The following is a 21,448-nucleotide window of genomic DNA, read 5'->3' as shown; positions in this document are numbered from 1 at the left end:
TGAGCTTAACGATCATATAATTAGAGACATTCAAATGGGAATCATTGAAGAAGAGCAAAAGAAAGGAACTCTATGAGCAAAGAACTGACAATTCAGGAATTTTCACAATCGAATCAGGATGGGGTCCTGAACTTAATTTTGCACATACAACAGGTAGAATATGATGTACCGATCACCAAGGATGATCAACCGGATCTACTTGATATACCAGGGGTCTATCAGCAGGGTATAGGAAATTTTTGGATTGCATTAGTTGAAGGAGTTGTCGTAGGAACTATAGCCTTATTAGATATCGGCCGAGGGAATCTCGCATTAAGAAAAATGTTTGTCGCACAAGAATATAGAGGGAGTAAGTGGAATACAGGAGCATTATTATTGAAGCATGCCGTAAACTGGGCGGAATCGAAGAATATCGAGAATATATATTTAGGGACAACCCTACAATTTAAAGCTGCGCATAGGTTTTATGAGAAAAACAATTTTAAAGAGATTTCGGAGGAAGCTTTGCCAACAGAATTCCCTATAATGCCCGTTGATAAGAAGTTCTATCATTTATCTATTGGAGTATCACGAAGACACTCAAGCTAGGAGGAAGATGGTTTAACGTTTGAAGATAAAGACAGAAATGTATTAGCAACCGGATCCGATCTTGATAAAGATTCATTTAAGGTCGTGGTGGACAGGGATGGGGGGTACAGTGTCGCAGGACAGTTCAAGGATAAAGAGAAACTAAAATACATTACTCAAAAGGTGTTAGGGGAAGAACTTCCAATATATTATAATGGTGAATTAGTGGTTTCACCCGGAGTATCCAGTGTTTTTACATCGGGTGAATTCGCTATTTCGATGGATCGTTCCTTGGGTGAAGCTATGCAATTGGTTAAGTATATTAAAGAGGCTAACAATTGAAATCAGATAATAGGTATTGTATTAAAGAACCCGGGCAGGAGAATAAGCACTCCGTTGCTCGGGTTCTTTAGTGTTTATGGCTTTAGAGTGAAGAAGCAGAGTTTGCCACATTGAAGGACTGGTTATTTAACCGATCGATCAACTTCCGCAGGCTTGCTTCATCATCGGCATAGCGCCGGACATCTTCTCCAAGGAATTGCTCGGCTTGCTCTCTTGTGAAAGTACAGTTATACGTCTCTCCGTTCAGCCTGCCGGTATGGTCAACCATGGAATAAGTAATATAACCCACATTATCAATCAGGCTCAGGAGCAGAATGGCGTTACGGTAAAAAGCCTCAACGTTGGGTGCCCCTTCCTTCATCACTTCCGCTGAGTCGTTCATTAAATAATGGACAATGACTCCATAGGGCTGCTTAGTTGTCTGGAGTTCAAGCCCTTTAGCTTCGAGTCCTTCAGGTCTTGGCATTCCGCCAATAAGCCCCCCTACTTTGATATGATTACCTACATAAAGGGTCTTGTTCTTCATTAGCGTTTCCATATTGTAGCCGGAATAGAGAGGCTGCTTAGAAGGCTCTAGAGATATAGTCTTAGAATTAGGATTGGTCGTACACCCAACGGCGAAGACGGCAATAAGCAGAATGGAGCTTACAAGCATCCAGGAAGAGGGCTTGCGATAAGAGAGAACATTCCGAATCCTGGCCTTAACATTGCTCTCTCCAAAAGCAAGCGGGCTGCCGGAGATGAACCGGCCTCTGCTTAATGACAGGGAAAGCAGGGTCTTAGAGTAGCTGCCCTTAATCTGTTCGCCCATTCTGCTCACGACACGCTCATCACAGGACATCTCCATATCTTTGCACATCAGCGCATAAGACAGCCACATTAAAGGATTAAACCAATGGATGATTAGGAGTATGAATGCAAAAGGCTTAATCAAGTAATCACGTCTTCGGATATGAGTCTCTTCATGCAATAAAATGTAAGATAGCTCTTGCTCATGCATGCCGGTGGGAATGTAGATTCTTGGTCTCAGGAATCCGAAGACAAACGGAGTTGTAATTTGATCGGTCTCAAAAATATGATCCTTAACGAGCGTTGCCGTTCGGATTCTAGCCATAATTTTCAGATATGAGATAATACTGTAAAGAAGGAGTAAGGCAGCGCCGGCGATCCAGATGATCGTTCCAATCCACAGGATGATCTGCAGTAAATTTGCACTTGCTATTGGGGGAGTGCCCGGAAGGGAAGAATGGATCAAGCGGGTGATTTCCCGAACTCCATGGTCTACGACCGGATTTTTCAAGATCTCCATGTCTTTCGATACGAACTCTATGGAACTTGTGTTTGTCTGAGCTTGGTACTCTGGCTGCACCCACCTTAATATGCTGAAGCTTGAGGTGAAGCTCACGGGGATCACCAGTCTGATGATGACGGCCGACCATAAAATATAGCTGAATATTTTAGGGGCACGCCTAAGTAGAAATCTCGCCAAAATCACCGCAAGGGCGACATAGCTTGCCGTAATGCTCATATTAAGAATTGTAAGAAACAGACTCGTCATTGGGTCGCCTCCTCAATAATCCGCTTTAATTCTTCCGCTTCCTTCTCTGACAGCTTCTTCTCTCCTAAAAATGCGGTTAAGAACTGCGGCAGCGACCCGTTGAATGCTTTTTCAACAACCGTCTGACTTTCATATTTCTGAGCATCTTCCCGCTTAACAATAGCCGTGACCGTTGCTTTCTCATTTTTAAGAATTCCCCGTTCACACAGTTTTCTTAATACGGTATACGTCGTGGACTTTTTCCAACCCAGATTGGCCTGGCTCAGTTTAACAAGATCTGTGGAATTAATGGGTTCATGATCCCAAATCAGGCATGCAAATTTGTATTCGGCATCGAACAATTTGTAGCTTTCCATGTGATCGCTCCCTGCTACACGAAGTTTATTGTGATAAACCTCTTTTGTCAAGTCATGGTAAGACGAAGATCGTTGTGCCACCGGATTGTAAAATTACGAATGTGCTACAGGAAGAAGGGGTAGCCAAATGGAATAAAATACTGTTCGGTCGAATTATGATATGAGACATATCAGAACGAAACTGTGTGATCTTGGTTGAAGTCTCTTTAAAGGAGGTGTGCTGTGAAACGGCTCGCCATTATAACCGTGGGCAAGACCCACAGCGGTAAAACTACATTTGCTAAAGAATTAGAACAGCAACTGAAGAATTCTGTTGTAATAGATCAAGATCATCATGCTGAATTCATTAATACACACTATAAATCACTACGTCCAGAGCAGGGACCCAACATAATCAAATATGCCATTACAAATACCATAGTAGATTATGCGGTACAGATGACGAATTATCATCTTATCCTTAGTAATTCAAACCTTAATTTGAAAAATCGATCAGAGCTGCTTGTTTATTTTCATAGCAAAAGTTTTAGAAGCGTTCTTGTTCATTTTGATCTTCCGAACCCTATTTTGGAGGAACGTGTTCGTAACAGTTGCCGCAGTAAATCGATCTTCCGAACTGCTTCGAATTTTAAGGAAGTGCTAAGTAGACAAGATGCAGAGTATGATCTTGGGCATAACATCGATCCTAGAGAGGGAGAAGCTGATGACTTATTTATCATTAAAGATTCCGCAGAGGTTAAGTCAGTTATCCAAAGCATAGTGAATTTAAGTAGGTAACTTGATGAAGAAGAAGCCAAGCAATAATTGATTATAAATTATTTTTTACTATGATTTATTTTCTCAGGCAGGGTATCATTGCGTTGGAACAAAGTCATTAACTACATTATTGGAGGCGTTACAATGAAGTGCGATACAAAAAACTGGGCACAAAACAAAGGGGATCACGCATCACTGGCCCTATAAACTGCATGTTCCCCTTACGATATAAAGGGGTATTATACGAATGGAACAACAGGTGGCGGGAGCTTTCCCAAAATTCTTGATTTGGCTCATCATTCTTGCATTTTTTAGCGTGCTAAATGAGACGGTATTTAATGTTTCGTTGCCGGACATTAGTGCCCAATTCGGAATTGAGCCGTCTGCAGCGAATTGGGTTAATACAAGCTTTATGCTTTCTTTTGCGGCAGGAACCGCGGTCTATGGGAAAATAGCTGATGCGTTCGGTGTGAAACGATTGTTGCGCTTTGGCCTGTGTCTTTACGCCGGTGGATCGATGGCGGGCCTATTGCTTCATACCTGGTTTCCGGGTTTGCTGCTTGCTCGATTCATTCAAGGGGTAGGCGCTTCCGTCGTTCCAGGGCTCATTGTGGTCATTGTCGCCACTTGTGTAGATCACCGGCACCGGGGCAAAGCCTTCGGATTGATCGGTTCGACTGTGGCCTTGGGAGAAGGGATCGGTCCGGTTCTGGGAGGATTGATCGCAGACTTTGTGCATTGGTCATATCTATTTGTTCTGCCTATGATTACGCTGGTCACACTGCCGTTCTTTATGAGAACACTTCCGGACACACCTTCGAAAAAAGCGCCGCTTGATGTTATTGGAGGAGGACTTTTGGTTCTGGGCATTGTATCATTTTCCTTGTTTATGACGAATTATAACTGGCTGTATGGAAGCGCCAGTATTATTTTGCTGGCGTTGTTTTCGTGGCGGATACGTAGCGTGAAGGAACCTTTCATCGATCCCGCTTTATTCAAAAAGCGAAAGTTCATTGTCGGCGTGTTGTTAGGCGGCATACTCCTTGGAATCGTTGCCGGATTTATTTCCATGGTTCCCTATATGATGCGAGAAGTGTATCAGATGACGACCAGTTTGATTGGGGGTGGCGTCTTATTTCCCGGAACGATCAGCGTCATTCTTTTTGGGGTTGCAGGCGGTAATTGGGTAGACAGGCGGGGAGCAGGCTTTGTCTTGGTTACTGGTATATTCTTATTAGGAGCAGGTTTCTTGATTATTGCGTTGTTGACAGATGGTAGCCCATGGCTGATTTCCGGTGCTTTAATTCTGATCTTTGGAGGCCTTTCCTTTGTCAAGACTGTCATCTCAACAACGGTGGCAGATGCGCTTGGTTCTGACGAGACGGGTTCAGGGATGGGCTTTTTGAACTATGCCTGCTTCCTAGCTGAAGGGATCGGTATCGCAGTTGTAGGCGGCATGCTCGTGCAACATTCGCTAGACCTCCGAATAATTCCGACCATAACGGATCCTAGAGCTTATTTGTACAGCAATTTGGCACTGCTACTGCTTGGGGTACTCATGGTCTGCGGAACTGTATTCTGGTTTACTGTCAGAAGAGCTAAGCGGATTACAGACACATAGTCCTGATACGACAATTCATCAGCGGAGTAGGGCAAATCATAAGTCCTTTTCACTTCTTAATAGAGGCATATTTGGAGGGGATGGCGTTGAAGATAGAGTGGGCAACGGAACAAGATTATGAGTATATTATTGAGAGAGATCAACATATTTCTGAGCCGCTGGTGAGCAGGAAGATCCGTGAGAAGGAGATTCTTATCTTTAAAAATGCTGACCAGGAAAACATCGGTTGGATGAGATTCGGATATTTTTGGGATAACATACCGTTTATGAATATGTTATGGATCGATGAGGAGTACCGAGGACAAGGTGGGGGGAAGGAAGCTGTATACCATTGGGAAGCAGCTATGCGTCAAAGAGGATATATGCTCGTTATGACTTCCACACAATCCGATGATGAGGCACAGCATTTTTACAGGAAAATTGGATACCGGGATGCCGGATGTCTGATCCTTGACACTCAGCCTCTTGAAATGATCTTAACAAAACATCTCTAGAAGGTTGCTAGGGTACATCGTTAATAGAATTACAAATAACCCGGACTCAACTAAAAAACTCGCGAGGCTTGCGGTTCATGCAAGCCTCGCGAGTTTTTGCTACAAGTAATACAATTTGAAGTTAATATCTTGATCATGGTTTCCGAATTTCTTCCCGAAAATGGTGGCTCCGCCCACATGTTTGGCGTCTTCCTTCACCTCAATGCGGAAGGTCCATCTGTCGCAAGATGTATCCAGGTCATCAATAGAGACTTCGGATATCTGGTCGCCATCGATGTAAGTTCCGTGCTTGAAGATGCGGATCGTCTTAAGCAGTCCGTATTGATTGATGTTATGGGGCCACCAATCAGGCGTGAATTTCCCGCGGGTATCGGCAAAATCTCCTGGACTAGTCCAGGTGCCGAGCTCGATTCCGTTCAAGGAGAAGGTAATATCCGATGGCCAGACATCATTGGAGAAGGGAAATTCCGAAGAAATTTCCAGGCTGATCTCGAACTGCTGCAGCTTCTCTTCTTGCTGCAGAAAGTTAGCGATGTTGTATTGGATAAAGCCTTTCGTAAACCATAATATTTCAGCATCTACCCGTTTAGGATCCATGAAATATTTGGGTTCATCCACTCGGCCGATAAACTCCTTCTCGGTAGCCAGCCCACAGGTAGGCTGCAAGTCAAAGTCCGTATAATGCCCGATTGGGACTGAGGTCTCATAGGAAGCGAAAGAGTGAAAGATCTTCTTTGGAAAGTTGATTTCAATATGATCTACCTTTAGGATTGAAATTTTTTGCAGCCCTGATTTTCCGGGTACCTTCTCAGTTTTGATCAATCCGGCATCTTCAAGCTTCTTAATATGTTTGATCACAATAGGGCTGCTTAATTGAAGTTCTTCTGCCAGCTCTTTGATGTTCATTTTGTTTTTAGACAACAGTTGAATAATCTTAATGCGTACCTCGCTTGCTAATGCCTCGTAGACGACGAGTGAAGATAGGTCTATTTCAAGCTGCACATTGACCACTTCTTTCAAAATGTTTTCATTAATCTTTAACTATACGTTATGTATGTATAATACCAGAAAGATTATTAGCATGTACATAAATTAATTTTAAAGATAATTTAAGTTAACTAAGAAACAGCTTTCATTTTGTTTAGTAAACAAAAATGTTAATTAAACTAAAAATAATTATTATGACTTTACGAAATGGTTATTGACAACGTTTTCAAGTAAGGGATATACTTATCCCAGGTTAATTACTTGCGGAAAGCTTTACATGTAAATAATTAACTTAGATGAAGATTTATTAGGAGGAGAAAGCGTTGAAGAAAAAACTGGGGGCCTTATTGACACTCGTTCTTGTAATGACAACGGTGTTAGCTGGATGTGGCGGTAAGGATGACGCGAAGACGATTACGTTTTGGACACCACTGACAGGTGATGACGGGGCGTATATGGATCAGCTCGTTAAAGACTACAATGCAACAAATCCAGAAATTAAAGTTAAGCATGTTGTTACTTCCGATATGTATACAAAGCTGTCTACAGTTTTGAACTCTAAAAAGGGCATTCCTGATTTGACTATTATTCACGCTGACCGTGTTCCCGGCTACGTTAAGCAAGATTTGCTTCAGCCGATGACCACTGTAATGCAAGCGCAACCAGAGCTTAAGCAAGACAATTACTTGCCACAAGCCTGGTCGGTAGGGAACATTAACAACACACAATACACCATTCCGCTCGATATTCACAGCAGCGCAATGTATTACAACAAAGATTTGCTGAAGGAGTATGGGGTTGAGAACTTCTTGGACGACAACGTCGTTACCTTCGACGAGATGATGTCTCTGAAAGGCAAGTTGAAGCAAGGAGATTATGTAGTTAATGATGCACTCCTTAGCTGGGTTATCCTGGCTCAGATTCAGAACCTGGGCGGAGATATTCAGCAGGACGGCAAGCCAGCAGTTAACACAGAAGCTATGAAGAAAGCAATTGAATCGGTTAAGAAACTGAACGATGCCGGTCTTCTTACACCTCAAGGGGAAGACGGATACCTGATGTTCCAATCTGGCAATGTTCTCTTCTCCACAGACGGTACTTGGAGCTCCACAGCACATGCTAAAGTTGAGAACTTGAATTTTGGTGTAACGAACGTATATGCACCTAGCCCTGACAAATTCACGAACAGAGCCTCCTCTCACTTGTTCGCGATGTTTAAGAATGAAAAGAGAACTGAAGAGAAAGAAAAAGGCATTGCAGCCTTTCTGGAGTTTATTCGCAGCAACTCGATGGAATGGGCAAAAGCTGGCCAAATCGTAGCAAGTAAGCAAGTCAACGAAAGCCCAGAATATAAGAATTATATTCAATCCTTCTTCACTTCAGATGAGAAAGAAACTAAATCACTCTATATCTACACCTATGAATATTACCCTTATGTTGCTGAAGCTTTAGATACTTATGTATCTGACCTTGTTCGCGGCAATGTACCTATTGATGAAGGCCTGAAGACGATGCAGAAATATGTAGAGGATAAGATTAACGAGAACTAATCTTAAGGAAGCGGAAATTCTGAACCGAGAAAGACATGTTGTAAAGGTAATATGCCGAAACCGGCATATTACCTTTCACTAATGCTTTTACCTGCAAGATCCTGAAAAAGGAGATATGAAAGCCTATGAAAAAGAAATTTAATTTAGCACCCGTTTTCTTTGTAGGTCCGCATCTTATTTTATTCATCGTCTTTATTTTGTTGCCTACCATCTACGGGATTTATGCTTCATTTACTAAATGGAACCTGCTTGGTGCGCCGGAATGGGTAGGGTTGGATAACTATAAGACAATTTTCTTTGACTCGACCTCAACCTTCCATACGCAGTTTTTCAGAGGTTTACGGAATACTCTGATGTTTGTTGTTCTTACCGTTCCTCTGCTAATTATTATCCCATTGATGATTGCAGTTGCCTTGGAACATAAGAAGGTCAAGGCTAAGAGTTTGATGCAATCCATTCTGTATCTTCCTGGTCTGATCTCTATCTCTGCAGCTGCCTTGATCTGGTCGCTGATCTTCAATAAACAGCTTGGTATTACCGGCAATGTGTTCGGGTCTGAAACGGTTTGGGCCTCACATCAACCCTATGCTTGGATCATGATCGTAGTTCTGACCCTTTGGGGCGGCGTCGGCGGCAACATGATTATTTACCGCGCTTCTATAAGCGGTGTGGGTCAAGATCTGTACGAATCTGCGGATCTGGATGGTGCTGGACCCATCCGGAAATTTTTCAGTATAACACTGCCTTCGATCAATTTCCCGCTCATCTATACTTTTGTCATGACTACGGCCGGTGCATTTAATGTCTTCGGGCAGCCGCTGATGTTAACCAAAGGCGGACCACAAGAGAGCACGAGCGTATTGATGATGTACATCCGTAAGCTGGCTTTCGGCAGCGGTGAATCGATTGCCGGGATGGCGTCAGCGATGGCCGTATTGCTGGGGGTTGTTATTCTTATTATTTCTGCCCTTCAGTATTATCTCATGAACCGGAAGTCTGCTTAGTTGTACCGGTGGCAAGCTATCATGGAACCAATAAAGGTGGGTGCTTAGAACATGTCGAACCAGGCTGTGGTCGATCTGAAGAAGAATACGAATGTTACCCCAAAAAAGGGCGGTAAGATTAGTATTTCAAAATATGTGGCCTATTTGTTTTTGATCATTCTTTGTCTGTTATGGGTTATTCCTGTGATCTTTGGGATCACTACATCTTTCCGTTCCCAAACGGAGGTTGTCTCAAGCGGGTTCCGTCTCCTTCCAGAGAACTGGATCATGGAGAACTACGTCGCTATACTGGAGAATACCTCCACTGCGCCGATTCTGCGCTGGTTGTATAACTCCGTGTTTATTGCGGTGAGTCATACCCTGCTGGTAGTTGTTGTCATTTCCATTACCGGCTACGGCTATTCCCGCATGAAATTCAAAGGCAGAGACACCTTGTTCTTCACGCTATTGGGGATTTCTTTTTTCCCTGGTGTAGTTAACCTTATTCCTTCTTATAAAATTATTGATGCTCTGGGCTGGGTAAATACCGCTTGGGCAATGGTTATTCCGGGGCTTGCAGGGATGGGGAATATCTTCCTGGTCCGGCAGTTTATGAATGGAATTCCGAAAGAGCTGGATGAGTCTGCTAAGGTGGATGGAGCTTCCGATTTCCGGATTTATTTCTCCATCATTCTGCCTCTTGTTAAGCCAATTCTGATCGTGTGTGCCTTGTTCTCCTTTACAGGATCATGGAATGACTTTCTGTGGCCGGTTATCGTCTACACCGATGTAGTTAAAATGCCTGTTACGGCCGGGTTGCTCCTGCTCCAGGACATTTACGGCAATTACCGCATGATCGGGCAGCTGATGGGTTCGGCGATTCTGGCTATTATCCCAACGCTGCTGCTGTTCTTGTTCGCTCAGAAATATTTTGTACAATCAATTAACTTAAATGCAGGTATTAAAGGTTAAACCCTATTGATCTAACCGATCACTAAAAAATATAAAGAATACAAATTGTATAGGAGTTGTAGATATGACCAGACTTCAATTTAATAATCCCTTAATTGAACAACGCGCAGATCCTTTTATCTATAAACATAGTGATGGTTATTATTATTTTACAGGTTCTGTTCCGGAATACGACCGGATTGAACTGCGTCGCTCCAGAACGATTGAAGGCTTAGCGACAGCTGAAGCCAAGACAATCTGGGTAAAGCATGAGACAGGGCTCATGAGTGCTAACATTTGGGCTCCGGAAATTCATTATATTGATGGGAAATGGTATGTATACTTTGCTGCGGCACATACTTCTGAGACCAAGGATGGTCTGTTCGATCACCGCATGTTTGCGCTGGAGAATGCTTCGGCTAACCCGCTTGAAGGGGAATGGGTGGAGAAGGGGCAGATCAAGACGAAGTGGGAATCTTTCGCCCTGGATGCAACCTCCTTCGAGCATAAAGGGATTAGATATTATGTGTGGGCCCAGAAGGATCCGGAAATCCCGGGTAACTCCAATCTGTACATCTCTGAGATGGAGAATCCATGGACGTTGAAAGGCGAGCAGGTTCAAATCTCTACGCCGGAATACGATTGGGAGAAGATCGGATTCTTGGTGAATGAAGGTGCTGCGATTCTGAAGCGCAACGGACGGATATTTATGACCTTCTCCGCAAGCGCTACGGATCATAACTACTGCATGGGGCTGCTTACAGCAGATGAGAATGCAGATCTGCTTGATCCAAAATCCTGGGTTAAGCATCCTGAGCCGGTATTCCAGACCTCTGAAGAGAACGAACAGTATGGACCAGGGCATAACAGCTTTACGGTTTCTGAGGATGGTACGGAGGATATTCTTGTATACCATGCGAGAAGTTATAAAGAGGTTACGGGAGATCCGCTGTATGATCCAAACCGCCATGCCCGTGTGCAGGTTTTCCAGTGGAATGAAGATGGGACTCCGAACTTCGGAGTGCCGAGACCGGATACGGCCAAGGCGAGCCAAGTATCTTAAATGAAGAGAGTAAAGTAAATTCAACTTTGGATTTTTACTATTATATATAGTATGCAAGAATGAAGCCGACCCTACGGGTCGGCTTTTTAATTCCAGTGGTGGATATACAGAGCGGGCGGGTATAAAATAAATAGGATTGGAGAAGAGGAGTGTTGAATTTGTTTGGTAACGATTGGGATGAATTATTAAGGGATGAAATGGAGAGCACTTATTTCCATGATTTAATGAGCTGGCTGGATCATGAGTATGCGGAACATACAGTATTCCCCCCACGGCAGTTCCTGTTTCAGGCTCTGAAGCTTACCTCCTATGAGGAGACAAAGGTAGTTATTCTGGGACAGGACCCGTACCACGGACTGGGACAAGCTCACGGCTTGAGCTTCTCTGTACTCCCCGGAGTGCGAATTCCCCCTTCACTGCACAATATATACAAGGAGATGTCGGCGGATCTCGGAGTTTCTGTACCGTTGACAGGGACTTTGACTTCTTGGGCTCAGCAGGGGGTTCTGCTGCTGAACTCTGTGCTTACGGTAAGGGAGGGCAAGCCAAATTCCCATCAGGGTAAAGGTTGGGAGCGGTTCACAGATGCGGTGATATCCAGATTGAATCAGCGGGACACCCCGCTTGTATTTATCCTTTGGGGGAATTACGCCCAGAAGAAGGGGGCATTTATTGACCAGAAGCGACATCAAGTAATTGCCTCCGCTCATCCAAGCCCGCTGGCGGCACGGCATGGATTTTTCGGCAGCCGCCCATTCAGCAGATGCAATGAGTTTCTGAGAGAGCAGGGGCTTGAGCCCATCAATTGGAGTATAGAAGAGAGCGACATCTAGGCGAATCAAACGTTCTTGGATGGATTGGAGGGACAGGTATGAAGCACGAGAGATGGATCGGTCGATACGTTACCATATTTCGTATGGACGAAGATCGGATCTACACAGGAAGAATTGATGGGTGGGACCACGAGAAGAGACGTCTTCAGCTCGGGCCTAAACTGATGTTTATCCCGCTCGACGACATCTTGAAAATTACAGTCTCTGAGGCAGGCACACACCGGAGAGGTCCGGCGGCAGGAGTGGCGGCTAGAAGCCACTCTGTTGGTTATGTCATGAAGGACCCCATTCAATTCGACAATGCGATCCATTTCCGCTCTCCGGTTACAGTCTGGGCAGGAGATGAGGTTCTTCGCTATCGCGCGGTGATTGTGGCCCATAACAGCCGTGAGGTTGTACTGCGTACCGGGGAAGTGCTCAGCAAGCAGGAGCATGAATTCGTAGTGAGATCTGTACATGGAAATTAGGACTTTATGTCTATTTTTAACAAAATAACAGAAAAAGATAAACAAAATAGGCCTTCTTGACGATAAAATAGGTTAAGACTGGAAAATTTCCAGGAAGAACTGAAAGTCAAAGGAGAGAAATGAATGAGCGGGAACAGGAAAATGACGAAATGGTTCCTTGTCGTTGTACTGATGCTGGCAACGGTGCTGCCTACCAGCGCATTTGCGGCGACCGGGGACGTGACGTCGATTGATTTTGACACGTCAGAAAGCAACATTGAATTAACCGTTAACGAAGGAACAGTGCAGCTTCGTGTGCTGGCAACGCTTGAAGGTTCTGTCGCTAAGAAAGATGTTACGAATGATGTAACATGGATTTCTTCCGATGCCAGAGTTGTTAAAGTAGATGGCGGTCTGTTGACACCGCTCAGTAAAGGTACTGCAAAAATCACAGCAAAATACAAAAGCGCACTTAAATACATCAATGTTACAGTTAAGTATGCTGTTGATGAGCTGAAACTGGACCAAGCTGATAACGTAGAATATAAGCTGGGTACAGAAGGAATAGTTATTAAGGCGATTGCAGACGGCAGCAATGATGTATCCACAGTCGCCGATTGGACGACTTCTGACAGCTCGGTCCTCAAGGTAGATAAGGGTAAAGTGGAGCTTGTAGACAAAGGTACCGCCACGGTAACAGCTACATATAAAGGCGTTACAGCTTCCGTGAAGGTAAAAGTTGTCCTGCCTTACGGTAAGCTGGTTATTGAACCAAATGGCGATCAGGAGATGCTGGTTGGCGACGCAGCCAAAGAATTAAAGGCATTTGCCAAGCTGTCCAGCACTGACACAGCCGCAGGCACTGAAGTTACAGACAAGGTGAAATGGAATTCCTCTAACGAATCCGTAGCAAAAATTGTAGACGGTAAGCTGCAGCCAATTTCTCTTGGTAAAACAACCATTACAGCGAGTTATCTCGGGTCTACGGCTTCTGTTGATGTTTATGTCCGTAATCCTTATGAGTCCTTGTTACTTACAAACAAGGATTTCGTGAAGAATCCGGTGATGTTCTTGAACCAATCTGAAAGCGTCGGGGTGGAGGTCAGAAATGCTCCGGCCACTACTGGCGGCAATGGAGGTACGAGTTCGGTAACGGATGCCGCTGAATGGACCTCTTCCAATCCGCTTGCAGTCACTGTAAACAAGGGCCAGATTACAGCGAAAGCTGTTGGAAGCTCTACGATCAAGGTCTCTTATATGGGGCTTAGCAAAGAATTTAATGTTACTGTGCATCCTACGGTAACTAAATTCGAAGCAGATCCAACCAGTTTGAGCTTGCTGAATGGCGAGTCCAAATCGGCTCCGAAAGTGACTGGTACGTTGCTGGATGAAGAAGAGAAGGACTTTAGTAACGCGGTGCAGTGGTTTTCAAGCAATGAGACTGTGTTTACTGTAGAAGGCAGTAAGCTTAAAGCTGTGGGCACAGGGTCCGCCCAATTAACAGCTAAAATCGGCTCTAAAGAGGTTGTCACCATCCCGGTAACGGTCTCTGAGAAGGTACTGGTGCTATTGGCAGATACCGAGGTTTATCAGATTGTTACAGGCAAAACCAGTCCGCTTCCTCAAACGGTAACAGCCGTATTGGAGAATGGGAATGAGGTTAATGTGACTACTTCCATAGAATGGTCTATGACAGGCAGTACGGCTGTCATTAAGGATGGGACGATTAAAGGTCTAGTTAAGGGTAATACAACCCTTACAGGCACTTATTTGAATCAAACCATCAAAATTCCGGTATCAGTAGAACAAGAGGTTATTAAGATTGCAGTGGCACCGACTTCGCTTCAAATGAATATCAAGCAGTCCAAATCGATTAAGGTAACAGGTTTCTATGCCAACGGTAAAACGATAAACCTGTCCTCGAAGGTGAATTGGGTATCCAGTAATGAAAAAGTAGCAACCGTTAATAAAACCTCCGTTAAGGCTGTTGGTGAAGGCACCGCCACTTTGAGCGGTTCTTATCAAGGCAAGGCTGTATCCGTAACAATCACTGTAGTTCCGAAGCTCGCGAAGCTTACAGTAAGTGAACGTAAGGTTGTGCTTGCTCCAGGTTCTGCCAAGACCGTGAACTTGACGGCACTGTATGACACTGGAAGCAGTTCCAGTGTGAACAGCAGCGCAGTATGGACAAGCAGCAAACCGAATGTAGCAACCGTAAATAACGGACAAATCGTAGCTGTGGCTAAAGGAACAGCAAGCATCAAAGCGAAATTCGGCGGGAAGACCGTTACTGTTACAGTCTCCGTAAAAAAATAAGCTTTTGAAAAACATCTCTTTAATCAACTGCACCCCAATTGTTGTTAGACATCAACTAACAGTTGGAGGTGCAGTTGATTTATTAAGGGGTGTTTTTTAATTAGGGATGGTTGCTTGATAAGGTAAGCTTCTATATAATGGAACATGTGTTCTACATACTTTTTAAAAAAAGGTAAGGTAAGTTATGACAACGAAGAAACGACGCCGCAAGAAGAAGGGGGCTCGCTTGACTGGAACCCAGATCACCATTCTTGCTCTGCTAGCCCTTGTTGCTTTTCTGTGGAGATATACGGATATGGCTGGTCCGGATTCACAGGACAGTGTACCGGGCGGTGAGGCGGGAACACAGGCGAGCACGGATTCAAAGCTAAGGGTTGTTTTTCTTGATGTGGGACAAGGCGCCTCCCAGCTGCTGATCGGTCCAACCGGTAAAACTATGCTGATCGATGCCGGGAACAATGATCAGGAAGAGACGGTGCTGAGAGACCTCCGGAAATATGGAGTCAAACGGCTGGATATCGTGATCGGAACTCATCCGGATGCAGACCATGTGGGCGGTCTGGACAAAGTGATTGACGAGCTGGAGATCGGTAAGGTATATATGCCCAAAGCCCAGTCCAACACCAAAACCTTTGAATCGGTGCTGAATTCGATCAAGAACAAAGGCCTAACAGTGACTACGGCTAAGGCAGGGGTAACTTTGGATTTTGAACCCGGTATAAGTGTGAGGATGCTTGCCCCAGTAGGTCATTATGATGATAATAACAATATGAGCGCAGTCATTAAGGTGGTCTATGGCAAGACGTCTTTCCTGCTTACAGGTGATGCTGAAGGGGAGAGTGAGCGGGATATGCTCGCATCCGGAGCAAATTTGAGGGCAGATGTGCTGCTGGTTGGTCATCATGGGTCCAGGTCCTCGACCTCAGCAAAATTTCTGCAGGCTGTAAATCCGAAGTTCGCTGTCATTCAGGTGGGCAAGGACAACAAGTATGGCCATCCGACACAGACCGTGCTGCAGCGTCTTCTCAAACAAGGCGTACAAGTATTCCGCAACGATCAACAGGGGACTGTTGAAATTGCATCCGATGGGCAGAAGCTGTACACGATAACCGAGAGGTGATACTCGTATGAGAGGAATAGTAGACCGTTATGAAGAGGGGTTCTGCATTATTGAGGTTGAGGGCCATACGCGTGAGGTTCCTGTTGTGCAGGTCGAGGATGGAGTAGTCCCTGGAGATGTTGTAGAATGGGAGGAAGGGCACTGGGTTAAGCTTCCAGAGCAAACCAGGGCTAGGCAAGAAGAGATCGCGAAGCTCATGAACGATCTTTGGGAAGACTAGGGGCCAATTTTCGGAGGTAGAAAGGGAGGCTACGCATGATAGAATTGACTAAACCTGAGGTTGGAGAGTATGCAGACTATTATGGAGAATACATAGCATCTGTTCCAGAAACCGGACTCATACAGGTGCTTGAGCAGCAGCTAGAGGATTATGCTTCGGTGCTAAGCGGTTTGTCCGCCGAGCAGGCAGGCTTTCGTTATGCGGAAGGAAAATGGAGCATTAAAGAAGTTGTCGGACATGCGACGGATACGGAGCGGATTATGGCATACCGGCTGCTGCGGATTGCAAGAGGAGACACGACAGAGCTAGCTGGCTTCAATGAGGTTGAATTTGTGAACCATTCCGGCTTTGAAGAGCGCGAGTTGACGGATTTGCTGGAAGAACAGCGCGCTGTACGCCAGGCAACCCTTGTTCTAATCCAGTCATTATCCGAGGAAGCTTGGTACCGTAAGGGGATCGCAAGTGGCTATGGGGTAACGGTCCGTGCTTTGGCCTACATTATTGCCGGCCATACCGAGCATCATCTGAACATCATTAAGGACAGATATTTGAAGTAGAATACAAATCATATAAAGCCGCCAAGGACGAGGTCCAAGGCGGCTTTTTGTATGCTTATACTCTTCTTAATTCCAGGATACGACAGCTTCGAAATTTCCAGACACTTCGTAAGGGCCAAAATTCACTGGCAAAATAAAGTGCTCTCCCTTGCGAAGAGGATAAGCTTGGCCTTCTACGCTCAGCTCACCTTCTCCTTCAATGATGCTGAATAGCTGATAGGTCTTATTCTTCTCGAATTGGGCCGGCCCCGTAACGCGCCATTTTTGAACGGAGAAGAATTCGTTGGATACAAAAGTAGTGATCTCGGTTCCGCCTTGCTGCGACGTTTGGTAGCTTCCAGGCTGATAGGATTGAGGAACTGTAGTGACGTCAATGGCTTTCTCGAGATGGAGCTCTCGGGTATTGCCTTCGCTGTCCTTGCGGTCATAATCGTATACCCGGTAAGTGGTATCCGAGCTTTGCTGCGTCTCCAGAACGACAATTCCTTTGCCAAGGGCGTGAATAGTTCCACTTGGAACATAGAAGAAGTCGCCTGGCTTTACTTCAATCTTAGTCAGCAGCGTATCCCACTTTCCTTCTTCAATCCAGCGTACCAGTTCTTCTTTGCTCTTCGCTTCATGTCCATACACAATGACGGATCCGGGCTCAGCATCAACGATGTACCAGCATTCGGTCTTGCCAAGCTCGCCATTCTCATGCTCTCCGGCGTAGATGTCATCAGGATGCACCTGAACGGAGAGATCATCCGAGGCATCCAGAATTTTCGTGAGAAGAGGGAACACTTTAGAATCTGAGGCGAATAGCTCTGGATGCTCACTCCACAAGTCACCTAGACGTTTGCCTTTGTATGTACCTTGGCGCACAACACTTTGACCATGAGGGTGGGCGGAAATAGCCCAACATTCACCTGTATGGTCATTTGGAATCTCATAACCGAACAGATCCCGAAGCTTGGTTCCTCCCCAGATACGATCTTTGAATACGGGTTCCAGAAAGATAGGTTCGTTCATACGTAAATATCTCCTTTACTCAATTAATAACGAATATGGACTAGGGCTGCCGCGCCGATCAGGCCGGCATCCTGCTGCAGAGCGGCTGGAATGATTGGTGTGCTGCGACCGGATGGATTTAGGGCGTGCTCAACAACATAGGCGCGAACTGCCTGGAAGAGCGGGTCTCCTACCTGGGATACACCGCCGCCAATGACCAGCTTCTGCGGATCCAAGGTATTGATAAGTGTAACGCAGCCAATCCCGATATACCGGAATACCCGGTCCACGAGTTCGCGAATGGCCGGCTCGCCTTGGGCAGCCAAGTCGAAAGCTTCTTTAGTGGTGACTTCGCGGTCAAGCAGCTCGGAGGCTTGCCGGGCAATCGCTGTCCCTGAAGCGATATACTCCCAGCAACCATCCTGGCCGCAGACACAGTGCCCGGCTGTCGGATCGATCACCAGATGGCCTACATCCCCGGCATTGCCGGAAGCTCCGGTAATGAGCTTGCCGTGCATGTAAATACCGGCCCCAATTCCGGTACTGATTGTAATAAAAACGAAATGCTCCGCATCCTGCGCGGCCCCGATCCATTTCTCAGCCAGCGTGGCTGCCGTCGCGTCATTCTCAAAGCGAATTGGATAGCTGAAATGCTTGGCCAACTCGTCAACAATGGGGAAGTTCCGCCAGGCAGGCAAATTCGGCGGACAGGCGATGCGTCCTTGGGCCGTATCCAAAGGGCCAGGTGCCCCGATGCCAATTCCGCTGATTTGCTCTGCCTTAACTCCGCTATCTTGAATCAGCGACTTAGCCGAATCTGCGATCCGAACCACCATCTCGGATGGAGATATGGCGGGATCTGTAGGGATAGTCACTTTAGCCGAAATCTGCCCCTGCTCGTTAACAAGGCCAATCGCTGTCTTGGTGCCCCCGATGTCGATGCCGATTGCGTAGCTCAATACCCATTCCTCCAATAGCCCAGTCAAGCGTAACTTGACAAAACTTGACTAAATTAAAATTTGTAAAGTATTATTGGGGTAAGTGTAGCATATTTTAGGAGGATTGCAAAGATGGCTAGGCCGAAGAAAATATCTATGCAGACGATCGCGGATCGGCTTCAAATATCAAGAAATGCAGTTAGCCTGGCGCTCTCGGATAAAAAAGGGGTCAGTGAAGAGATCAGGCATCGTGTCATTGAGGCCGCCAAGGAGCTGGGGTACGGCCCTTATGCCAAGAAAGAAGCAGAGAGCCCTAACCTGCTGGTGCTGGTGCCTGAGCGAATCATGAGCTATGAGGATAATGAACATTTTCATTTCTATCACGATCTCATCTGGGGATTGGAGGCTGCAATAAGGAAGAAAGGGTATAATGCAGTTATTGCCCGGATCGATTGCGATATGGAGTATAACCTGAAGCTGCCTGGTGTGTTTGCCAATATAGAACATGCTGGTGTAATTCTATTCGGTATTGTTCGGAGGGAATACGCGAAGCTGGTCTGGGAACAGGAAGGAAGACTGGTTATGTTCGACTCCTATTACCGTGGTCTGCCCTGCCCTGTGGTCTCTTCGGCAAATATTGAAGGGGCCTATCAAGCTGTTAGTTACTTGTTGCAGCAGGGGCATCGCCGAATTGGCTTCATTGGGCCAGTCAATCTGACTACCAGTCATGATGAGCGTTGGTTTGGATATTGGAAGGCGCTTCAGGATGGGGGAGTGATTCCAGATCCTAAGCACTGTTTAATTCATTCTGCTGGGTTTGACTCTACAAGGAAGGAAGTCGCTGAGTATCTTAGCGGTCTAGATTCTTTGCCAACGGCATTCTTCTGTGGCAATGACCGGATAGCTCTTATGCTGTCGGAGCTTCTTAAGGAGCAGGGAGTTAGAGTACCAGAAGATGTCTCTGTTATGGGCTTTGATGATCTGAAGGTGTCAGAGCATGCCGAGCCTCCGCTGACTACAATGCGCGTTGGAAAGGATGCAATGACGGCAGCCGCCGTTGAACTGCTTCTGTCTCTGGACGATCCTAAACGGGAGGCGATCCGGTGGGAGGTACCGGCGGAACTGATCGTAAGAGGGTCCATATCCATGCTGGAATGACGGGTATGAAAGAACATAATTATCCTTGCTTTAGAGCAGTCTATCTGAAGAATAAATAAGAGGAGAGATGTATGGTGAATCCTAAGTATCAACCCTTGTTCGAGCCCATTGAGCTGCGCAGCGGAATTAAGCTGGATAATCGTCTGGTCATGGCGCCTATGACCCATTTTGCTTCTCAAGAGCAGGGAGAAGTCTCGGAAGAAGAGCTGGCTTATTATGCAAAAAGAATTCAAGGACTGGGTATGGTCATCACTGCTTGTTCTAACGTTACAGCGGATGGTAAAGGGTTCTATGGAGAACCCGGAGCTGACAGAGATGAGCTCATTCCAGGTCTTCGCAGACTCGCGGACACGATTCGTGAGAGCGGCGCAAAGTCCGTAATCCAGCTGATTCACGGTGGGCGCCTGGCCATTCCAGAGCTTGTCCCTGGCGGGGAAGTGGTTGCCCCAAGCCCTGTACCTGCTGAACATGATGGAGCGCCACAGCCGCGGGAACTTACCCATGATGAAATCTTGAACATCATTCATGCTTTTGGCGAGGGAACGAGACGTGCGATTGAAGCGGGTTTTGACGGTGTGGAGCTTCACGGGGCCAATGGTTATTTGCTGCAGCAATTTTTCTCACCGCACGCGAACCGCCGTACCGATCGCTGGGGTGGGGAGGTGCAGGAAAGGTTGTCATTTGCAGAGGCTGTAATTGAGGAAGTCATGAGCTGTGTGAAACAGCATGCCAAGCGTCCGTTCCTTGTAGGCTATCGCTTCTCACCGGAAGAGCCGGAGACGCCGGGAATTACAATGGAAGAGACCCTGCATCTGGTGGATTTTCTTGCCGAGAAGGAGCTTGACTATATCCATGTCTCTCTGAACGAATTTGATTCCAAGCCAAGACGCGGTGCAGAGGCGACTCGTTCGCGGCTAGATTGGATCGTGAAGCAAGCGGCTGGAAGAGTGCCTGTCGTTGGGGTTGGATCACTGCATACAGCGGATGAAGTTCTTCAGGCAAGACAAACAGTTCCTCTGGTAGCCTTGGGAAGAGAGCTGATTATGGAGCCTGATTGGGTCCGGAAAGTCAAGGAAGGGAATGAAGAGTCCATAATGACGGTTATCCATAAACCCAGCCGAGAGAAGCTCGCTATTCCAGACAAGCTATGGGATGCAATTATACACACTCCCGGCTGGTTTCCTGTCGAGGACTAGGGGATTAAATAACGATCGGCGCATCGTGGCCTCTTAAATTTTTCCAGGCAATGTAGATGCCAATAATTGCAGCCAATAAGGTCAGGACTGCTGCAATAGCCGCAAGTATATCAAGCTTTCTGTCGGTTGTTGTTGTAGTTGTTGATTGAGTTTTATTCGGAATGATCTGGCGGGTGTGGACGTTCTTCATTGTCCTCCTCCTGTCTGGCGAATTGCCGCTCGATGAGATGTTCTCTATAAATTACGTGCATCCGCAAAGGAAGGTTCGGGCCCCTTGCTGTTATACGCATTTGTCTGCAGCGGATTGCTTTATTGGTTGAAAATTTCCTGTACGATAGTCCACAGAAGAGCCCTAATAGATAAAAAAGGTTTCCGTATAAGCCTAAGCCGGCTAACGGAAACCTTTTGCGTGTATTAAGCAAGGATAGTGCTAATTGGTGGATTCA

The 21,448-nt window shown here is 46.0% G+C and carries 22 protein-coding genes; 16 read left to right on the top strand and 6 right to left on the bottom strand.

Annotated elements, in window-relative coordinates; translation table 11 throughout:
• Nucleotides 1–72 precede the first annotated feature (72 nt).
• A complete protein-coding gene (locus DCC85_RS14115) occupies nt 73–588 on the top strand; it encodes a GNAT family N-acetyltransferase (protein ID WP_108466177.1) in 516 nt (171 codons plus the stop codon).
• 403 nt (nt 589–991) lie between these two features.
• On the opposite strand, the gene DCC85_RS14105 is transcribed toward DCC85_RS14115, so the two are convergent.
• Nucleotides 992–2,467, bottom strand: a complete 1,476-nt coding sequence (locus DCC85_RS14105) for a M56 family metallopeptidase (RefSeq protein WP_108466175.1) — start codon at nt 2,465–2,467, stop codon at nt 992–994.
• A complete protein-coding gene (locus DCC85_RS14100) occupies nt 2,464–2,823 on the bottom strand; it encodes a BlaI/MecI/CopY family transcriptional regulator (protein WP_108466174.1) in 360 nt (119 codons plus the stop codon). The genes DCC85_RS14105 and DCC85_RS14100 overlap by 4 nt, the downstream gene beginning before the upstream one ends.
• A 222-nt stretch (nt 2,824–3,045) precedes the next feature.
• On the opposite strand from DCC85_RS14100, the gene DCC85_RS14095 reads away from it, so the two are divergent.
• From DCC85_RS14095 to DCC85_RS14085, 3 genes are all read left to right on the top strand, one after another.
• A complete protein-coding gene (locus tag DCC85_RS14095; protein ID WP_108466173.1) occupies nt 3,046–3,600 on the top strand; it encodes an ATP-binding protein in 555 nt (184 codons plus the stop codon).
• A 226-nt stretch (nt 3,601–3,826) separates the two neighbouring features.
• Entirely contained in the window at nt 3,827–5,200 is a 1,374-nt protein-coding gene (locus DCC85_RS14090) for an MFS transporter (RefSeq protein WP_108466172.1), read from the top strand.
• An 86-nt stretch (nt 5,201–5,286) separates the two neighbouring features.
• Nucleotides 5,287–5,694 (top strand): GNAT family N-acetyltransferase, encoded by a 408-nt coding sequence (locus DCC85_RS14085; protein WP_199909924.1) that lies wholly within the window; start codon nt 5,287–5,289, stop codon nt 5,692–5,694.
• A 99-nt stretch (nt 5,695–5,793) separates the two neighbouring features.
• On the opposite strand, the gene DCC85_RS14080 is transcribed toward DCC85_RS14085, so the two are convergent.
• Nucleotides 5,794–6,696, bottom strand: coding sequence for an ArsR/SmtB family transcription factor (locus DCC85_RS14080; protein WP_108466170.1), 903 nt, complete (start codon nt 6,694–6,696; stop codon nt 5,794–5,796).
• A gap of 308 nt (nt 6,697–7,004) precedes the next feature.
• Here DCC85_RS14080 and DCC85_RS14075 point away from each other — a divergent pair, with 308 nt between their 5' ends.
• The 10 genes from DCC85_RS14075 to DCC85_RS14030 all read left to right on the top strand — a co-directional run bounded on the left by DCC85_RS14075 (nt 7,005) and on the right by DCC85_RS14030 (nt 16,720).
• Nucleotides 7,005–8,231: an extracellular solute-binding protein gene (locus DCC85_RS14075; RefSeq protein WP_234414173.1), complete on the top strand. Its 1,227-nt coding sequence runs from the start codon at nt 7,005–7,007 to the stop codon at nt 8,229–8,231.
• A 125-nt stretch (nt 8,232–8,356) separates the two neighbouring features.
• Entirely contained in the window at nt 8,357–9,235 is an 879-nt protein-coding gene (locus DCC85_RS14070; protein ID WP_108466169.1) for a carbohydrate ABC transporter permease, read from the top strand.
• 51 nt (nt 9,236–9,286) lie between these two features.
• A complete protein-coding gene (locus DCC85_RS14065) occupies nt 9,287–10,186 on the top strand; it encodes a carbohydrate ABC transporter permease (protein WP_108466168.1) in 900 nt (299 codons plus the stop codon).
• Between the two features lie 64 nt (nt 10,187–10,250).
• Complete coding sequence (locus DCC85_RS14060) at nt 10,251–11,228, top strand: glycoside hydrolase family 43 protein (RefSeq protein WP_108466167.1); 978 nt, start codon at nt 10,251–10,253, stop codon at nt 11,226–11,228.
• 158 nt (nt 11,229–11,386) lie between these two features.
• The gene (locus DCC85_RS14055; protein ID WP_108466166.1) at nt 11,387–12,061 is read left to right on the top strand and encodes a uracil-DNA glycosylase; all 675 of its coding nucleotides are present in this window, start codon (nt 11,387–11,389) and stop codon (nt 12,059–12,061) included.
• Between the two features lie 38 nt (nt 12,062–12,099).
• Nucleotides 12,100–12,528: a hypothetical protein gene (locus tag DCC85_RS14050; protein ID WP_108466165.1), complete on the top strand. Its 429-nt coding sequence runs from the start codon at nt 12,100–12,102 to the stop codon at nt 12,526–12,528.
• 123 nt (nt 12,529–12,651) lie between these two features.
• The gene (locus DCC85_RS14045) at nt 12,652–14,823 is read left to right on the top strand and encodes an Ig-like domain-containing protein (protein ID WP_108466164.1); all 2,172 of its coding nucleotides are present in this window, start codon (nt 12,652–12,654) and stop codon (nt 14,821–14,823) included.
• A 184-nt stretch (nt 14,824–15,007) separates the two neighbouring features.
• Nucleotides 15,008–15,943 carry a ComEC/Rec2 family competence protein gene (locus DCC85_RS14040; RefSeq protein ID WP_199909923.1) on the top strand — a complete coding sequence of 312 codons (936 nt, stop codon included), beginning with the start codon at nt 15,008–15,010 and terminating at the stop codon, nt 15,941–15,943.
• A gap of 7 nt (nt 15,944–15,950) precedes the next feature.
• On the top strand, nt 15,951–16,163 hold the full coding sequence (locus DCC85_RS14035) for a DUF3006 domain-containing protein (RefSeq protein ID WP_108466163.1): 213 nt from the start codon (nt 15,951–15,953) through the stop codon (nt 16,161–16,163).
• A 35-nt stretch (nt 16,164–16,198) separates the two neighbouring features.
• Nucleotides 16,199–16,720 (top strand): DinB family protein, encoded by a 522-nt coding sequence (locus tag DCC85_RS14030; protein WP_108466162.1) that lies wholly within the window; start codon nt 16,199–16,201, stop codon nt 16,718–16,720.
• Between the two features lie 66 nt (nt 16,721–16,786).
• On the opposite strand, the gene manA is transcribed toward DCC85_RS14030, so the two are convergent.
• The gene (gene manA / locus DCC85_RS14025) at nt 16,787–17,731 is read right to left on the bottom strand and encodes a mannose-6-phosphate isomerase, class I (RefSeq protein ID WP_108466161.1); all 945 of its coding nucleotides are present in this window, start codon (nt 17,729–17,731) and stop codon (nt 16,787–16,789) included.
• Between the two features lie 23 nt (nt 17,732–17,754).
• Complete coding sequence (locus tag DCC85_RS14020; protein ID WP_108466160.1) at nt 17,755–18,669, bottom strand: ROK family protein; 915 nt, start codon at nt 18,667–18,669, stop codon at nt 17,755–17,757.
• A 111-nt stretch (nt 18,670–18,780) separates the two neighbouring features.
• Between DCC85_RS14020 and DCC85_RS14015 the strand changes: the two genes are divergently transcribed.
• Entirely contained in the window at nt 18,781–19,806 is a 1,026-nt protein-coding gene (locus tag DCC85_RS14015) for a LacI family DNA-binding transcriptional regulator (protein ID WP_108466159.1), read from the top strand.
• Nucleotides 19,807–19,877: 71 nt separating this feature from the next.
• Nucleotides 19,878–21,002 carry an NADH-dependent flavin oxidoreductase gene (locus DCC85_RS14010; RefSeq protein ID WP_108466158.1) on the top strand — a complete coding sequence of 375 codons (1,125 nt, stop codon included), beginning with the start codon at nt 19,878–19,880 and terminating at the stop codon, nt 21,000–21,002.
• Between the two features lie 4 nt (nt 21,003–21,006).
• On the opposite strand, the gene DCC85_RS14005 is transcribed toward DCC85_RS14010, so the two are convergent.
• Nucleotides 21,007–21,192 carry a hypothetical protein gene (locus tag DCC85_RS14005; protein ID WP_108466157.1) on the bottom strand — a complete coding sequence of 62 codons (186 nt, stop codon included), beginning with the start codon at nt 21,190–21,192 and terminating at the stop codon, nt 21,007–21,009.
• Nucleotides 21,193–21,448 lie beyond the last annotated feature (256 nt).

It is taken from the genome of Paenibacillus sp. CAA11 (genome assembly GCF_003060825.1).
Taxonomy (GTDB): domain Bacteria; phylum Bacillota; class Bacilli; order Paenibacillales; family Paenibacillaceae; genus Fontibacillus.
This window is presented reverse-complemented; position numbering and strand designations above follow the sequence as displayed.

Coding starts and splice junctions, on each gene's coding strand:
- DCC85_RS14115 (WP_108466177.1), top strand. CDS start 73: ATGAGCAAAGAACTGACAATTCAGGAATTTTCACAATCGAATCAGGAT.
- DCC85_RS14105 (WP_108466175.1), bottom strand. CDS start 2,467: ATGACGAGTCTGTTTCTTACAATTCTTAATATGAGCATTACGGCAAGC.
- DCC85_RS14100 (WP_108466174.1), bottom strand. CDS start 2,823: ATGGAAAGCTACAAATTGTTCGATGCCGAATACAAATTTGCATGCCTG.
- DCC85_RS14090 (WP_108466172.1), top strand. CDS start 3,827: ATGGAACAACAGGTGGCGGGAGCTTTCCCAAAATTCTTGATTTGGCTC.
- DCC85_RS14070 (WP_108466169.1), top strand. CDS start 8,357: ATGAAAAAGAAATTTAATTTAGCACCCGTTTTCTTTGTAGGTCCGCAT.
- DCC85_RS14065 (WP_108466168.1), top strand. CDS start 9,287: ATGTCGAACCAGGCTGTGGTCGATCTGAAGAAGAATACGAATGTTACC.
- DCC85_RS14060 (WP_108466167.1), top strand. CDS start 10,251: ATGACCAGACTTCAATTTAATAATCCCTTAATTGAACAACGCGCAGAT.
- DCC85_RS14050 (WP_108466165.1), top strand. CDS start 12,100: ATGAAGCACGAGAGATGGATCGGTCGATACGTTACCATATTTCGTATG.
- DCC85_RS14045 (WP_108466164.1), top strand. CDS start 12,652: ATGAGCGGGAACAGGAAAATGACGAAATGGTTCCTTGTCGTTGTACTG.
- DCC85_RS14040 (WP_199909923.1), top strand. CDS start 15,008: ATGACAACGAAGAAACGACGCCGCAAGAAGAAGGGGGCTCGCTTGACT.
- DCC85_RS14035 (WP_108466163.1), top strand. CDS start 15,951: ATGAGAGGAATAGTAGACCGTTATGAAGAGGGGTTCTGCATTATTGAG.
- DCC85_RS14030 (WP_108466162.1), top strand. CDS start 16,199: ATGATAGAATTGACTAAACCTGAGGTTGGAGAGTATGCAGACTATTAT.
- manA (WP_108466161.1), bottom strand. CDS start 17,731: ATGAACGAACCTATCTTTCTGGAACCCGTATTCAAAGATCGTATCTGG.
- DCC85_RS14015 (WP_108466159.1), top strand. CDS start 18,781: ATGGCTAGGCCGAAGAAAATATCTATGCAGACGATCGCGGATCGGCTT.
- DCC85_RS14010 (WP_108466158.1), top strand. CDS start 19,878: ATGGTGAATCCTAAGTATCAACCCTTGTTCGAGCCCATTGAGCTGCGC.
- DCC85_RS14005 (WP_108466157.1), bottom strand. CDS start 21,192: ATGAAGAACGTCCACACCCGCCAGATCATTCCGAATAAAACTCAATCA.